Annotated in this window: 13 protein-coding genes; 3 read left to right on the top strand and 10 right to left on the bottom strand. The window is 71.7% G+C overall.

Going from position 1 to position 15,624, the window contains the following annotated elements; all coding sequences use genetic code 11:
* Positions 1-27 precede the first annotated feature (27 nt).
* Complete coding sequence (locus OG385_RS31930; protein WP_266860094.1) at positions 28-1,527, bottom strand: hypothetical protein; 1,500 nt, start codon at positions 1,525-1,527, stop codon at positions 28-30.
* 233 nt (positions 1,528-1,760) lie between these two features.
* On the opposite strand from OG385_RS31930, the gene OG385_RS31925 reads away from it, so the two are divergent.
* On the top strand, positions 1,761-2,900 hold the full coding sequence (locus tag OG385_RS31925) for an aminoglycoside phosphotransferase family protein (RefSeq protein ID WP_266860092.1): 1,140 nt from the start codon (positions 1,761-1,763) through the stop codon (positions 2,898-2,900).
* A gap of 164 nt (positions 2,901-3,064) precedes the next feature.
* Here the strand turns inward: OG385_RS31925 and OG385_RS31920 are convergent, their stop codons facing one another.
* From OG385_RS31920 to OG385_RS31890, 7 genes are all read right to left on the bottom strand, one after another.
* Complete coding sequence (locus OG385_RS31920) at positions 3,065-4,396, bottom strand: N-acetylmuramoyl-L-alanine amidase (protein WP_266860090.1); 1,332 nt, start codon at positions 4,394-4,396, stop codon at positions 3,065-3,067.
* A 241-nt stretch (positions 4,397-4,637) separates the two neighbouring features.
* Positions 4,638-5,138, bottom strand: a complete 501-nt coding sequence (locus OG385_RS31915) for a hypothetical protein (RefSeq protein WP_266860089.1) — start codon at positions 5,136-5,138, stop codon at positions 4,638-4,640.
* A 190-nt stretch (positions 5,139-5,328) separates the two neighbouring features.
* Complete coding sequence (locus OG385_RS31910) at positions 5,329-5,571, bottom strand: DUF397 domain-containing protein (protein WP_266860088.1); 243 nt, start codon at positions 5,569-5,571, stop codon at positions 5,329-5,331.
* 142 nt (positions 5,572-5,713) lie between these two features.
* Positions 5,714-6,913 carry a thiolase domain-containing protein gene (locus tag OG385_RS31905; RefSeq protein ID WP_266860086.1) on the bottom strand — a complete coding sequence of 400 codons (1,200 nt, stop codon included), beginning with the start codon at positions 6,911-6,913 and terminating at the stop codon, positions 5,714-5,716.
* Entirely contained in the window at positions 6,910-7,956 is a 1,047-nt protein-coding gene (locus OG385_RS31900; RefSeq protein WP_266860084.1) for a thiolase domain-containing protein, read from the bottom strand. The genes OG385_RS31905 and OG385_RS31900 overlap by 4 nt, the downstream gene beginning before the upstream one ends.
* A complete protein-coding gene (locus OG385_RS31895; protein WP_266860082.1) occupies positions 7,956-8,927 on the bottom strand; it encodes a Zn-ribbon domain-containing OB-fold protein in 972 nt (323 codons plus the stop codon). The genes OG385_RS31900 and OG385_RS31895 overlap by 1 nt, the downstream gene beginning before the upstream one ends.
* Before the next feature lie 116 nt (positions 8,928-9,043).
* A complete protein-coding gene (locus tag OG385_RS31890) occupies positions 9,044-9,844 on the bottom strand; it encodes a crotonase/enoyl-CoA hydratase family protein (RefSeq protein ID WP_266860080.1) in 801 nt (266 codons plus the stop codon).
* A gap of 206 nt (positions 9,845-10,050) precedes the next feature.
* Here OG385_RS31890 and OG385_RS31885 point away from each other — a divergent pair, with 206 nt between their 5' ends.
* Positions 10,051-11,673, top strand: a complete 1,623-nt coding sequence (locus OG385_RS31885) for an acyl-CoA synthetase (protein WP_266860078.1) — start codon at positions 10,051-10,053, stop codon at positions 11,671-11,673.
* On the opposite strand, the gene OG385_RS31880 is transcribed toward OG385_RS31885, so the two are convergent.
* The gene (locus OG385_RS31880) at positions 11,634-12,722 is read right to left on the bottom strand and encodes a GlxA family transcriptional regulator (protein ID WP_266860076.1); all 1,089 of its coding nucleotides are present in this window, start codon (positions 12,720-12,722) and stop codon (positions 11,634-11,636) included. The genes OG385_RS31885 and OG385_RS31880 overlap by 40 nt on opposite strands.
* 70 nt (positions 12,723-12,792) lie before the next feature.
* Here OG385_RS31880 and OG385_RS31875 point away from each other — a divergent pair, with 70 nt between their 5' ends.
* Positions 12,793-14,100: an MFS transporter gene (locus OG385_RS31875; protein ID WP_266860074.1), complete on the top strand. Its 1,308-nt coding sequence runs from the start codon at positions 12,793-12,795 to the stop codon at positions 14,098-14,100.
* 132 nt (positions 14,101-14,232) lie between these two features.
* Here the strand turns inward: OG385_RS31875 and OG385_RS31870 are convergent, their stop codons facing one another.
* Entirely contained in the window at positions 14,233-15,447 is a 1,215-nt protein-coding gene (locus tag OG385_RS31870) for an NAD(P)/FAD-dependent oxidoreductase (RefSeq protein ID WP_266860072.1), read from the bottom strand.
* Between the last annotated feature and the right edge of the window lie 177 nt (positions 15,448-15,624).

Here is a 15,624-nt window from a genome sequence, read left to right as displayed (position 1 = left end):
CCTTCCGCCCGTCTCCCCGTCGCCCGGTTACGCCTGGGCGTTCCGGGGACGCTTCACCTGCTGGGGCATGGCGAGCCGGATCTCCTCCCGCAGCTCCTGGATGCTCCCGTGGCGCGCGTACTGCCCGGTGAGCCGGTACATCTCACGCAGCCGGTCCCAGGTGCGGTGCGACGAGGTCTCCCCCATCGACACCAGTGCCAGCCGGGCGTAACGGTCGGCCTGTTCGGGGTCGTCCGCGATGAAGCAGGCGGAGGCCAGCGAGATGTAGTCGAAGATCTTCGAGCGCTGACGGCCGTTGATCCGCAGTTCGAGCGCCCGCTTGGCGTGGCCCTGGGCGATGGCCGCAGCGGACGGATCGTGGTCCGCCAGTGTGCGGTACGCCAGCGCCTGCATCCCGTGGAGATCAGCCTCGTCGAACATCTGCATCCAGCTCGGTGCGGGCTCGTCGCCGCGGTCCGAGACGAACAGCTCCTCGGCCTCACCGAGCGTGCGCCGCATGGCCTGGCCGTGGCCCAGCGAAGCCTGCGCCCAGGCCTCGATGGTGTGCAGCATGGCGCGGGTGCGCGGCAGGTTGCGCTCGCCGGAGCCGCTCTGCGCGAGCTTCATCAGATCCAGCGCCTCGTCGGGACGGCCCAGGTGGACCATCTGACGGGCGGCGCGGGACAGCGCCTCACCGGCACGTGGGCGGTCGCCGCCCTCGCGCGCCGCGTGGGCGGCGATGACGAAGTACTTCTGGGCCGTGGGTTCGAGGCCGACGTCGTGGGACATCCAGCCCGCGAGTACGGCGAGGTTGGCAGCGACACCCCACAGGCGCCGCTGGAGGGAGTCGGGGTGGTGGTAGGAGAGCATGCCTCCCACCTCGTTCAACTGGCCCACGACCGCCTTGCGCTGGAGTCCGCCGCCGCGTGAGGCGTCCCAGGCGCGGAAGATCTCGACGGAGTGCTCCAGCGCCTCGATCTCCTGCGACCCGATGGGCGCGGCCTCGTAGCGGTCGGAGGCGGCGGGCTCGGCGTGCAGGGGGCGGTCGATGCGTGGGGCGTCCGAAGCGAGGGCCGGATCGGTGTGGAGCCAGTCGTGCATGGCGCTGCTGAGTGCGGAGCCTGCGGCAAGCGCAGCGCCCGCGCCCACCAAGCCGCGTCGGTTGAGCATGAGGTCCATTCCCGTGAATTCGGTGAGGACCGCAGCCGTCCGTTCTGGCGCCCACGGGAGGCCGTCCGGGTTCGCTGTCTCTTCCGCGTTCCCGGCGGTCTGCCGTTTCCCAGCGCGCCCAGGCCGTACGAACCCGAGGTCCTCGATGGTCACGACACGGCCGAGCCGCTCGGTGAACAGGGCTGCCAGCACCTTCGGCACCGGGTCGCGCGGGCTCTCGCCCATGTCGATCCAGCGCCTGACCCGCGAGGTGTCGGTCGCCAGCTGCTGGTGGCCCATGACGGCCGCCTGCCGGTTCACGAGTCTCGCGAGTTCGCCCTTGGACCAGCCGGCCAGGCCGAACAGGTCTGCCAGGCGGGTGTTGGGTTCTCCGGTCACGTCAAGCCCCCAGGTTCTCGGCTGGTTCGACAGTAACCCTGTGTCAGATGCCTCGCGACTATTCGCCAGGGTCCGCCAGGGTCCGCCAGATGGTGTGCCACCCGCAGGCCGTTGTGAGGTAGGAACGCGCCACCCCGACCCGGTGGCCGGACCGTACTCCCCAGGGTACGCACCGGCCACCGGGGCGGGCAGCGCACGTAACCCGTCGGCACACGAAGGGATCTGTCTTCCCCATGTACACAGCATCGTCCTCCGTGTCCGCCCCATCCCGGCCGCACCGTTCCCTCCCTGCCGGTGGCGGACCGTTCCTGGATCCCTCCCACGCCGCTGCGGCGCTCGGCACCGGGCGGATCCGGCGGGCGGCGGGACCGGGCACCCAACCGCTCAGCGGGAGGCTCGACTTGTCCGGCCCCCAGGGTGCGCAGCTGCGGATGGCGATCGCTTCGGTGCACCGCATCTGCCCGGAGTTCAACCCCGTCCAGATACTGCGCCGGAGCAGCCGTTCGGTTCTGCTCGTCGGAACGACCGGGCGGGCGACGGCAGTTGCCAAGTGTCTGATCGACCAGTCCCCCGCCTGGGCGGAGAGCTTCCGCCACGAAATAGCTACATACCGCACGTTCGTCCGGCACCGCCCACCGGTCCGGGTTCCGCGGCTCATCGCCGCGGATCCCGAGAACTGCACCCTGGTGATCGAGCGGATGGCCGGACGGGCTGCGGCACTTCAGCGCCACCCCGTGGACACCCCGCCGCGTGCGGATCTGCGGGCCGTGCTCGGCGCGGTGACCCGGGTGAACGCCTGGCGGCCGCCGGGCGGGCTGTTCGGCCAGCCCCTCGACTACGCCTCCCGGATCGCCAGGTACCACGAGCTCGGTCTCTTCACCGACCGGGACCTCGGCGACCTCCAGAAACTGCTGCACGGTCTCGCGTACTCCGGCGGCCGGCAGGGCATGGGCCAGTTCTGCCACGGTGACGCGCTGCTCTCCAACATCCTGCTGTCACCGGCGGGCCCGGTACTGGTCGACTGGGAGCACGCGGGCTGGTATCTGCCCGGGTACGACCTGGCGACGCTCTGGTCCGTGCTGGGCGAGGCGCCGGTGGCGCGGCGTCAGATCAGCCAGCTGGCGCAGGCCGCGGGCCCCGCGGCCAGGGACGCCTTCCTGGTGAACCTGATGCTGGTGCTGACCCGCGAGATCCGTACGTACGAGACGGCCGTCCAGCGCACCATCCGCGAGGCCGCGCCCACCGGCGCGGGCCATCAGCCGCAGCCCGGTGTGCTCTCGCACGGCGAGGAGCAGCGGCTGCTGCTCAGGAGGCTGCACGACGACTGCGCCCTGGCCCGCCGCGCCGTCCGCGCGGCTGTCGGGACCCGCTGAACCGCGGGGCCCGACGCCAGGCTCCTGAGGGGTGAGGGGGAAGCACGGTGCGCGCCCGGTGCCGACACACCAGGCGCGCACCGTGCTGTTCGTGTGCGGTCTCCGCCGGAGCCGGCCGCCGAACCGAGTGGCCGTCAGTGGGTGCGCACGGAGCTGAGTGGTCGTCAGTGGGTGCGCACGATGTCGACGTCGGACGCCTTGACGAAGGCCACCCGGTGTCCGATCTGCACGGTCACGTACTTGGTGGCGCCGGGGAAGTACGTGTGGTCGTACGGGTAGGAGGCGTCGATCGTCGGGGCGTAGTAGTAGCCGGTGGGCGCCTCGCCGCCGCCGGGGTAGGCCTGGCCCTGCTTGATCGTGTACGGGAGGGGCGTGCCGAGGCGGGCGGCGGTGAAGTCCGCCGGGTACTCGCTCTTCTCGGGGTAGGCCACCCCGTACACCGGCACATCGGTCCGGCCGGCCTTCGGCCTGACCACGTATCCGGAGGTCGGTGTGGTGGTCCTGGTGTGCGCCGGGCTCCGGAACCAGGCCTTCTGGCCGTACCACCAGATCGCGGTCCAGCCGGGCGCGTGGCCGGCGACCACTGCCTGCTGCGATGCGCTGATCTTGCTGCCCCAGTCGGCGATGCAGTTGGTGCCGGGCTTGCCGTCGGTGTGCAGTGCCGGGTCCGAGAAGAGCGGTGATCCGGTGGAGGGCCCGGTGTGGAGCGGCACCGCGCTCGATGCCTGCGCCGGGAGGTCCACGTTCTTCTCGCAGTCGCGGAACTCCTGGATGTTCTCCTTGAACACCGGGCTGATGGTGACGAGTTGGCTGTGGGGCGAGGCGGTCGGGACGGTGGGCCTGCCCACCAGCTTCATGAAGTAGTCCCAGTCCCAGTACGTCCCGGGGTCCCAGTGCATGGCCGCCGTCCCGGCGGTGCTGGTGGGCGGGACGTTGTCATGGCCGATGATGTGCTGGCGGTCCAGCGGGATGTCGTACTTGGCCGCGAGATAGCGTACGAGGGCGGCCGTCGAGCGGTACATCGCCGGGGTGAACCACGTGGAGCCGTCGGCCGCCACGCCTTCCTGCTCGATCCCGATGGACTGCTGGTTGATGTACCAGTTGCCCGCCTGCCAGGCGATGTCCTTGTCCTTGACCATCTGCGCCACATGACCGTCGCCGGAGCGGACCACGTAGTGCGCGGACGTCTGGCTGTGCGGGTCCTGGAAGATCTGCAGCGTCTTGTCGAAGGTCTCCTCGGTGTCGTGCAGGACGATGTACTTGATCTTCCCGGTGTGCGGGCGGTCCGCGGTGTCGTAGTTGCCGTACGTCTCCTTGTCGGCGGGATCCCCGGTCTGCTGATAGGCGGCGGGGGCCCACTCGCAGTCGAGGGTGCGGGGGCACTCCGGCCGGGTGCTCGGGGGGCTCGCCTGCGCCGCCGGGCCGATCAGGGCGAGGCCGAAGGTGCTCGCGGTGGTCAGCGCGAGCGCGAGTCTGATCCGCTGCTTGGACGTCATGACGGCCCTTCTTGCCGGGAGTTGCGCCGTGGTGATCTCTCGAACGGTATGGGCGCACTCTCCGACGTGAGTGATGGCACGTCAAGAGCGCCGCACAGGGCGGCTGTTGAAACAGTTGTCCAGACCACTGGCATGGCCGATGACCAGCGCGAAGGGCGCGGCAACCAGGCTCTGACGGAGCCGTGTTACCGGACCTTTACGTACGGGAGTGCTCGTCCCTGCCGGTCCTGGCGCGCGGGACTCAGCCCTGCTGGAACATCTCCGCGGGCAGCGGCTTCAGAAGGGCGTACAGGTCGTCGGTGATCGGCCGGTCCCAGCTGGCGATGGTGACCAGGACCTTGTCGCTGCGGTCGAACTGGACGCAGGAGATCCGGCTCTCCGAGAGCTTCAGGCGCCGCACGATGAGGAGGTTGTCGCCCTGCATCACCGGCATGTCCTCGGTGTCGAGCACCTCGATGGGCTCGTCGTTCTCCAGGGCCACGAGCAGCTGCGCCACCTCGAAGGGGATCTGGCCATCGGCGACCTCACGGGCGGGCGAGCCCTCCGGCAGATTCCCGATGATCATCGCCGGGCCGCGGCCGCCGAAGAGGTCGTACCGCAGGAAGACGCCCTGGCAGGTCCCGTCGGGTGCGGGAAGGAGTCCGGCGCCGAGGTTTCCGGGCCAGTCACCCGGGTCCATGGCCAGGACGTCGAAGTCCGGGCCCGCGGGAGTGGCGGCGCTGCGGCGGCGGAGGAAGGACATACAGCCATGGTACGTGGCCCCGCCGGCCCGGCGAAGCCGGGGCCGGGGCTGTGCGGACCGGCCCTGATCGTCCTGGCACCCTCCCGCGGCGAAGCCCAGCGTAGGCCGGTGGGCACACCCTGTGCACCGGGTGCCACGGGCGCCTGCGGCCCGCTCCGGCACACTGCGGACCGGGGCGCCGGGCCGACCCTCAGGTCAGGTCGAAGTCGCCCTCCCGGGCACCCAGGACGAAGGCCCGCCACTCGCCCGGATCGAAGATCAGTGACGGGCTCCCCGGTTTGCCGCTGTTGCGCATCGCGATGAAACCCTCCACGAAGGCGATCTGCACGTCGCCCCGCCCCTGGCTCCCCGACTGCCAGTCCGCGTCGGTGAGATCGAGGTCCGGCTTGTCCCAGCCCGCAAGGGTCCGCTGAGGGGTGGTGCTCTCGCCCACGTCCGTGCTCCTCCCGGTTCGTCGTCCGTGGCCACCCTAGCGATCCGTACGGGCGACGGACAGGCCACAGCTGTTCGGTGCCTGATCCGATCGAAAGCCCCCGGCCTCCAGCCGTCAGCCCCCAGCCGTCAGCCCCCAGCCGTCAGCCGGTGGGCGGTTCGGAGCCGACCAGCCACATGGAGAAGAACTGCGAGCCGCCGCCGTAGGCGTGCCCGAGCGCCTTGCGGGCGCCGTCCACCTGGTGCTCCCCGGCCGCGCCGCGCACCTGGAGGGCGGCCTCGGCGAACCGGATCATGCCGGAGGCGCCGATGGGGTTGGTGGAGAGCACTCCGCCCGAGGGGTTCACCGGAAGGTCGCCGTCCAGTTCGGTGGCGCCGGACTCGGTGAGTTTCCAGCCCTCGCCCTCGTCCGCGAAGCCCAGGTTCTCCAGCCACATCGGCTCGTACCAGGAGAACGGGACGTACATCTCGACGGCGTCGATCTCCCGGCGCGGGTCGGTGATCCCGGCCTGCCGGTAGACATCGGCGGCGCAGTCCTTGCCCGCCTGCGGGGAGACGAAGTCCTTGCCCGCGAAGAGGGTCGGCTCGCTGCGCATCGCGCCGCCGTGCATCCAGGCGGGCGGCCGGGGCGAACGGGCCGCCCCCGTACGGTCGGTGAGGACCATCGCGCACGCTCCGTCCGACGACGGGCAGGTCTCGGAGTAGCGGACCGGGTCCCACAGCATGGGGGAAGCCTGGACCTTCTCCAGGGTGATGTCCTTCTCGTGCAGATGCGCGTAGGGGTTCTTCAGCGCGTTGCGGCGGTCCTTGTACGCGACGAGCGAGCCGACCGTGTCGGGCGCCCCGGCCCTGCGCATATAGGCCCGCACATGCGGGGCGAAGAACCCGCCGGCTCCGGCGAGCAGGGGCTGCTGGAACGGTACGGGGAGGGAGAGGCCCCACATGGCGTTGGACTCGGACTGCTTCTCGAAGGCGAGGGTCAGCACCGTCCTGTGCACCCGGGAGGCGATCAGGTTGGAGGCGACGAGCGTGGTCGATCCGCCGACCGAGCCGGCCGTGTGCACGCGCATCATGGGTTTGCCGACGGCGCCCAGCGCGTCCGCCAGATAGAGCTCCGGCATCATCACGCCCTCGAAGAAGTCCGGGGCCTTGCCGATGACGACGGCGTCGATGTCCGCCCAGGTCAGTTCGGCGTCGCTCAGGGCACGCGCGGCGGCCTCGCGGACGAGGCCGGCGATGGACACGTCGTGCCGGGCGGCGACGTGGTGGGTCTGGCCGATACCGACGACGGCCACGGGCTCCTTGCCGGTCGCGCCTCGGTTGTTCGCGGGCTGGTTACTCACTGGGCCTCTCCTTCGAGGACGGCGACCAGATTCTGTTGCAGGCACGGGCCGGATGTGGCGTGCGCGAGGGCCCGGTCGGACTCACCGCGCTGGATCCGGGCCGCGGCCTCGCCGAGCCTGATGAGCCCGGCCGCCATGACGGGGTTGGCGGCGAGGGCGCCGCCCGACGGGTTGACGCGTACGTCGTCGCCGAGCCGGAGCGCCTTGCGCAGGACGACCTCCTGGGAGGTGAAGGGCGCGTGCAGTTCGGCGGTGTCGACGGGGCGCTCGAAGGCCCCGGCCCGTTCGGCGGCCAGCCGGGCGGACGGCGAGTCCGTGAGGTCGCGTACGCCGAGGCTGTGGGCCTCGATGCGGTGGTCCATCCCCCGGATCCAGGCGGGACGCTCGCACAGGTCGCGTGCCCGGTCGCCCGCCGCCAGCACGACGGCCGCCGCGCCGTCCCCGATGGGCGGGCAGTCGCCGGTGCGCAGCGGCCGCACGAGGTAGTCGCCCTGCGGCCGGGCGCCCGGGAGTTGGGCGTGCGGGTTGTCGGCCGCGTCGCCGCGGCTGCGGGCGGCGACCCCGGCGAGCGCGGGCTCGTCGGTCTCGCCGGCGTCGATCAGCGCCTGCGCCTGGAGCGCGGCGAGCGCGACGGAGTCGGGCCAGAGCGGGGCGACGTAGTAGGGGTCGAGCTGCCGGGTCAGTACGTCCCTGACCGATCCGGGCGATGACTTGCCGTAGGAGTAGACGAGGGCGGTGTCGGCCTCGCCGGTCAGCAGTTTCACCCACGCCTCGTACAGCGCCCAGGCCCCGTCCATCTCCACATGGGACTCGGAGATCGGGGGCCAGGCTCCGACGCCGTCGAGCGTCATCGTGAACGAGAAGGCCCGGCCCGCCAGATAGTCGCTCGACCCGGAGCAGGTGAAGCCGATGTCGCTGGTTTTCAGCCCGGTCTGCGCGAGCACGCTGTGCAGGACCGGCATCACCATTTCAACCTCGGAGCACTCATCGGTGCGCCGCAGGTGGTCGCTCTGTGCGAAGGCGACGATCGCGATGTCCCGCATCAGATCAGCTCCTTGTACGTGTCGTAGTCGGCGTCGGGCTCGCCGGTGGGCCGGTAGTGGTCGGGGAAGCGGGCGCCCTCGGTCCACACCGGTTCGACGCGCAGCCCCATCCGCACCTGGTCGTACGGGATGCCGCCGATCCGGCCGTGCAGCGCGAGACCCGCGCCGTCGAGGGCGATGTGCCCGTAGACGTAGGGCACTTCGATGTCGAGGCCGCGGGCCTTGATGTTGACGATGCAGTACGTGGTGAGGGTGCCGGCGGGGCCGACCTCGACCCGGTCGGTCGTCGCGACTCCGCAGGTGGGGCAGGCGCCGCGCGGGGGTACGTAGACCTTGGCGCAGGAGGGGCAGCGCTCGCCGACGGTCTTCCGGTCGGCGAGCGCGTTGATGTAGTCGGTCTGCGCGCGGCCGGGGCTGTAGACGTAGTCGAGGCGTGCGGGGGCGGTGATGCCGGTGACGAGGTCGTCGAACAGTCCGCTGTGTGCGGGCGCGGCGGTCCCGGCCGCGCCCTCGCTCTCGCTCTCGTACGGCTCGAAGCAGGCGATGTCCGTGATGGCTCCGGTGCGCTCGGCGGCCCAGCGGATGCGTACGCGCTGCCCGGAGTGCACGGCGTCGGGTCCCGGGGCGTCGAGGACATGCAGCAGCGCGGTGTCGGCGCCGTCGAGTTTCACCAGGACCCAGGCGAAGGGGGTCGTGAGTGGCTGGCCGCGGCGCGGGGACGCGTTCCAGGCCCAGGTGGTGACGGTGCCGGTGGGGGCGACCTCGACCAGGTCGCGTATCTCGTCGGCGGTGACGGGGTCGTACTCGACGGGTGGGACGAGGATCGTGCCGTCGCCGGTCCGCACCCCCAGGACAGTGCGCTCGCGCAGCCCGGTGAGAAAGGCGCTCTGCACGGGTCCGAGGGAGCGGGTGAAGGGGAACTCGACGACGAGGGGGGCGCGGAGCACCTCCGGTGAGGGAGCGGCTGTCATGGGTGGGCTCCAAATTCTCCGCTGCGGGCGGGGGCTCGTCCGGCGGGTGCCGGAGCGTCGGAAGGGGAACCGGTGCCGGCCGGGGGCCGGGGGCCGGTGCGGAATGCGGCGCACGGTCAGGCCCTGCGATAGACGGGCGGCCGTTTCTCGGCGAAGGCGCGTGAGCCCTCCTTCGCGTCCGCGGTGTCGAAGACGGGCCAGCCGCGGTCCAGTTCGGCCTTCAGCCCCTCGGTCTCGGTCAGTTCGGCCGTCTCGTAGACCGAGGCCTTGACGGCTTCCACGGCGAGCGGCCCGCAGGCGTTGATCTGCGCGGCGATCTCCAGGGCCTTCTCCAGTGCGGTGCCGTCGGGCACCACATGGCCGATGAGACCGACGGCCGCCGCTTCGGCCGCGGTGTAAGGGCGGCCGGTGAGCAGCATCTCCAGCGCGTGGGTGCGGGGGATCTGGCGCTGAAGGCGCACCGTGGAGCCGCCGATCGGGAAGAGTCCGCGCCTGACCTCGAAGAGGCCGAAGGTGGCGCTCTCGGCCCCGACCCGGATGTCGGTGCCCTGGAGGATCTCGGTGCCTCCGGCGACGCAGTGGCCCTCGACCGCGGCGATCACCGGTTTGCGGGGCCGGTGGTGGCGCAGCATCGCCTTCCAGTGCAGATCGGGGTCGGCCTTGAGGCGGTCGCGGTACTGCTCGCCCTCCATCCCCGCGCCGGCCAGGGCCTTGAGGTCCATGCCGGCGCAGAAGGCGCCGCCCGCTCCGGTGAGCACCACCGAGCGGACCTCGTCGTCCTCGTCGGCCGCCAGCCAACCGTCGTAGAGCCCGACCAGCATCGGCAGCGAGAGCGCGTTCTTCGCCTCCGGCCTGTTCAGAGTGAGCACCAGCGTGGCGCCTTCGCGCCGCACGGTGAGGTGTTCCGTACCACCCATGACCGTCCTCCCGTTTCAAGACCTGGGCGCCCTCAGAGGATGTGAGCCGGATCGATGAGCGGCGCGTAGACAGGTTGCAGGAGGCGGGGTTGCAGTTCAATAGTTTTCTGACAGTCAGTCAGATTTCTTCGCGGGGGGCCTTCCCACTTTCCGCGCGCGGCGCTGTAATGACGCCGGGTCATTGGACGCCGGCGTCAGGAGATGTGGTGGAGTACAACCTTGCCGACCTGTTCGAGTCCGTCGTCGACGCGGTTCCGGACCGCGAGGCGCTCGTGTTCATCGACCATCCCGGTACGGGCGCGGAGCGCAGGCTCACGTATGCCGCGCTGGACGAGGCGGCCAACCGGATCGCGCACCATCTGGCCGACAGCGGAATCCGCCCCGGCGAGCACCTGGGGCTGCATCTGTACAACGGGGTGGAGTACCTGCAGACCGTGCTCGCCTGTCTCAAGGCGCGTGTCGTGCCGGTCAATGTCAACTACCGGTATGTGGAAGAGGAGTTGGTCTACCTCTACCGGGATGCGGATCTGGCGGCGCTGGTCTTCGACGGCGAGTTCACCGAGCGGGTCGCGGCGGCGCTGCCGAAGACCGAGAAGCTGCGCCACCTGATACGGGTCGGCGAGCCCCCCGAGGGGGCGCCGGAGCCCGGCGTCCGGCCGGTGGCGTACGCCGATGCGGAGGCCGCCGGATCCCCGGAGCGCGGCTTCGGACCCCGGTCGGCCGACGACCAGTTCATCATCTACACCGGGGGCACCACCGGGATGCCGAAGGGCGTCATGTGGCGTGCGGAGGACCTGTTCTTCTCCGGCCTCGGCGGCGGCGCCCCCACCGGCGAGCCGGTCGGCGCGCCGGAGGAACTGGCGGAGCGGGTGGCCGCGGGCGGCGACGGGATCACCTTCTTCCCCACTCCCCCGCTGATGCACGGCACCTCCACCCTGACCGCCTTCATCGCCTTCAACTTCGGCCAGCGGATCGTGATCCACCGGAAGTTCGCCCCGGAAGAGGTGCTCCGCACCATCGAGAAGGAGAAGGTCACCAGTGTCTCGCTGGTCGGCGACGCGATGCTGCGACCGCTGATCGACGCGCTCAGCGGCCCGCTCAGCGGCACCGACTGCTCCTCGCTGTTCAGCGTCTCCAGCTCGGGCGCCATCATGTCGGAGACGGTGCGCGCGCAGTTCCAGGAGCTGGTGCCGACGGCGATGCTGCTGAACAACTTCGGCTCGTCGGAGTCCGGGTTCAACGGAACGGCGACCCCCGACTCCGGCCCCGACAAGGGGTTCAGGCTGCGGATGAACTCCCGTACCGCGGTGGTCGATCCGGCCACCTGCCGGCAGGTGGCCGTCGGCGAGGTCGGCCGGATCGCGCAGCGCGGGCATGTCCCGCTCGGCTACTACAACGACCCTCAGAAGACGGCCGAGACCTTCTTCCAGAGCGACGGCGAGCGGTGGGTACTGCTCGGCGACATGGCGACCGTCGACGAGGAGGGCATCGTCACCGTCCTGGGGCGCGGCTCGCAGTGCATCAACACCGGTGGCGAGAAGGTGTATCCGGAAGAGGTCGAGCAGGCGCTCAAGTCCCACCCCGATGTGTACGACGCCCTGGTCGCCGGGGTGCCGGACGCCCGGTGGGGCAACCATGTGGCGGCCGTGGTGCAGGTACGCCCGGGGGCGGACGAACCCAGCCTGGACGACATCCAGGCACACTGCCGCAGCAAGATCGCCGGGTACAAGGTGCCCAGGCAGCTGGTGATAGCCCCGGAGATCCAGCGCTCGCCGAGCGGCAAGGCCGACTACCGCTGGGCGCGCGGGGTGGCGGTCGCCGCCGACTGAACCGTGTCCGGGCGAGCCGGCTGACCCGCGTACGGGCGACCGGGCCGGACAGAACCGGAACCGCGGAAGGTGGCACGGTAGGCGCTCGGGGACACCCCGAGCGCCTCGTGCAGATGGTTGCGGAAGGACGCAGCGGTCCCGAACCCGGCGTCCGCCGCCACCCGGTCGACCGGCAGATCGGTCTCCTCCAGAAGCTGTCTTGCCAGGTCGACACGGCGCTGGGTGAGCCACTGGACGGGCGTGAGGCCGACCTCCTCGCAGAAGCGGCGCGAGAAGGTGCGGGTGCTCATCGAGGCGCGGGCCGCCAGCGCGTCCAGGGTGATGCGCTCCCCCAGGTGCTCCAGCGCCCAGGCGCGCGCCGCGCCGGTCGGCAGCGGTGCGGGTGCCGGGACCGGGCAGGGCACGAACTGCGCCTGGCCGCCCTCGCGGTGGGGCGGAACCACCGTGGCGCGGGCCACCGCGTTGGCGACGGCGGCGCCGTGGTCGCTGCGGATCATGTGCAGGCAGAGGTCGATGCCCGAGGCCACACCGGCCGAGGTGAGGACACCCCGGTCGTCGGTGTAGAGCACATCGGGATCGACGTCCACCGCCGGGTGGAGCCGCCGCAGATCGGCGGCCGAGCGCCAGTGGGTGGTGGCGCGCCTGCCGTCCAGGAACCCGGCCGCGGCCAGCACGAAGGAGCCGGTGCAGATGGAGGCGAGACGGGTCCCGGGGCGGATCCGCGCGAAGGCGTCGGCGAGCGCGGGCGGCAGATACGGGGCTTCGCGCGGGGAGTAGTCCTCGTCCGATGCCGGGACGACCACGGTGTCCGCCTCGGTGAGCAGTTCCGGCCCGAGGGTGACGTTGACGGTCACATCGGCCTCGGTCCGGATCTCCCCCGGCTCGACCGTGCAGGTCAGGACGGTGTACAGGGGCTCGCCCGCCGCCGACACCGCGCCTCTGAACAGCCGGTGGACGATTCCGAGCTCCATGGGCAGCATCCCGTGGCGCACGAGGACGGCCACCCGGTGGCGCCCGCCGGGGCCTGCTCCGTCACCGAAGAGAGTCATGGCGAGATCCTTGCACATCATGTCCATCTCGCCACTGGTACCGGTCACGGCCGGGGCGCAGGGTCGGTGCATGGCTGATATCGCGACGAAGTACACGGGTGGCCCGACGAAGCGCGGGCGGCTGCATCCCGCCTGGCCGGTCGCGGCCGTTGCGGCGCTGGCGATCGTGGCGGCGGGGGCGTTCACCACGATGGCGGGGCTGTTCACGGAGCCGCTGCACCGGGAGTTCGGCTGGTCGCACGGGGAGATCGGCCTGGCGGCCTCGGTGAACATGGTGGTGTACGGGGCCGTCGCCCCGTTCTCGGCCGCGCTGATGGACCGGTTCGGGATGCGGAGGGTGGTGGGCGCGGCGCTGGCCGCCGTCGCCGTCGGCGCCCTGCTCAGCACCGCGATGAGCGCCCCCTGGCAGTACGTACTGACCTGGGGCCTGCTGATCGGACTCGCCTCCGGTGCGATGGCGCTGACCTTCGCGGCGACCGTCACCCAGCGCTGGTTCGTCCGGCGGCGCGGGCTGGTCAGCGGGGTGCTCACGGCCGCCGGGGTCTTCGGCCAGTTCGTCTTCCTGCCCGTGCTTTCGTGGGTGGTCGACGGCCACGGGTGGCGGACGGCCGCGGTGCTGCCGGCACTGGTCGCGTGCGCGGCGCTGCCTCTGGCGCTGGTGCTGCTGCGGGACCACCCCGCCGATGCGGGCGTACGGGCCTACGGGGCCCAGCGGTTCACCCCGAAGCCGGCCGCCCTGCCGGGTGCGGCCGCCCGTACGGTGCGGGTCCTGGGCACGGTGGCGCGGGGTGCCCCGTTCTGGCTGCTCGCGGCCACCTTCGCGATCTGCGGCGCCTCGACCAACGGCGTGATGTGGACGCACTTCACACCCGCCGCCCATGACCACGGGATGCCCGCGACCGCCGCGTCCTCGCTGCTCGCGCTGATCGGTGTCTTCAACGTCGCGGGCACGATCCTCTCCGGCTGGCTGACGGACCGTCTCGACCCGCGCAGGCTGCTCGCCGTGTACTACGCGCTGCGCGGGGTGACGCTGCTCTGCCTGCCGGTGCTGATGTCGGCAACGGTCCAGCCGCCGATGGTCGCCTTCGTGGTGCTCTTCGGGCTGCTCGACGTGGCCACCGTGCCGCCGACTCTCGCGCTCTGCCGGGAGTTGTACGGGGCGGACAGTGCGATCGTCTTCGGCTGGGTGGCCGCCGCGCACCAACTGGGCGCCGGGCTTGCCGCGTTCCTCGGCGGGGTGGCACGGGACGCGTTCGGTTCGTACGACCCGCTGTGGGTCGCGATCGGCGCGGTCTGCGGCGCCGGTGCGCTGCTCGCGCTGGTGATCGCGCGGCCCGCCGGCCGGTGCGGCACCGTGGCCGGTCCGGAGTTCGGGTGACCATGGCTCCGGTACGGCCCGGTGGCGGGGCGGAGTTCCGGTGACCGTGGCCCGGTACGGCGCCGTGGCGGTCGGAGCCACGGTCCCCGGAAGGTCCGCCGGGGGCGGCGCGACGCCCCCGGCGGACGGGGATCAGGCGGCCCCGGCTCCCTGCGGTGCGAGCGCCTCCGCCCACGGTGTGCGGGCCGCGACCAGGGGGCGCAGGGTGCGCAGCGGACGGATCATGTTCACACCGACCGCGCCGCAGACCTGTCCCGCACGGGCGAACAGTGCGGTGAACTTCCGCTCGGCGAGGCTCCCTTCGACGATGTGCACCTGGTCGGCGCCCCGGGTCCTGCCGTGGATCTGGACCTTGAGGTCGTACTGGTCCGACCAGACGAAGGGCACCGTGGTGAAGGCGGTGGCCGCCTCTCCGGCGAGGATGTTGCGGGCGACCGCGCGGCCTTGTTCGGATGCGTTGGTGCGGTGCTCGATCCGCAGCCGCTCCCCGGTCACCGCGTCGGGCCAGGACGCCACGTCGCCGGCGGCCCAGATGTGCTCGGCGGCGCGCAGGGTGGCGTCGCACTCGACGCCGTCGCCGAGGCGGAGCCCGCTTCCCGCGAGCCATTCGGTGTTGGGCCGCGCCCCGATGCCGACGAGCACGGCGTCAGCCGCGAGGGTGCGGCCGTCGGAGAGGCGTACGCCCGTCGCACGGCCGCCATCGGTGACGATGCTCTCGACGAGGGCATCGGTCACGGTCCGTACACCGTGTTCGTGGTGCACCTCCGTCAGCATGCTCCCGATGTCGTGGCCGACCGCGTCGGCGAGCGGCACCGCCCGGTCGGTCACCAGCGTGACCTCGCAGCCGGCCTCCCGGGCGACGGCGGCGGCCTCGGCGCCGATGAAGCCTCCGCCGACGATCACCAGATGCGGGCGGCCGGCGAGCGACTCGCGCAGGGCTGTCGCGTCGTCCAGCGTGCGCAGGACATGAACCCCCGCGATACCGTCCGTGCCCGGCAGCACCCTGGGCCGGACTCCGGTGGCGATGACGAGCGCGTCATAGCCGATGGTGCCGCCCTCGCCGGTGTCCATCTCCCGGGCGGCCGGGTCGAGGGCCCGGGCCCTGGTGCCGGAGCGCAGCTCGATGTCCAGGTCGGCCAGCGCATCGGCGCTCCGCAGCAGGACCCGGTCGGCCGCCCACTCACCGGCGAGAAGTTGCTTGGAGAGCGGCGGGCGGTCGTACGGAAGGTGCGCCTCCTCGCCGACGAGCACGAGCCCGCCGTCGTAACCGGACCGGCGCAGCCCCTCCGCCGCGGCGAGGCCCGCGGCGGACGCGCCGACGACCACGACCCGGCGCGGACCGCTCACGCGAGGGCCCCGGGCAGTCCGGCGCCGCGGCGCCCGTCCTCTTCGGTGGTGATGCGCATGGCCGCTCCGATCGTCACGGTGCCCGGCGCCGCGCCGTACACCACGGTGAGTGAACGTCCGAAAATTTACACCCGTGCCCCGACCTCGCCAATGCCACCCCGCACCCCTGCCCGGGAG

It is taken from the genome of Streptomyces sp. NBC_01306, from assembly GCF_026340465.1.
GTDB lineage: Bacteria > Actinomycetota > Actinomycetes > Streptomycetales > Streptomycetaceae > Streptomyces.
The sequence above is the reverse complement of the archived record's forward strand: the minus strand, read 5'-3'. Positions and strand labels throughout refer to the sequence as shown.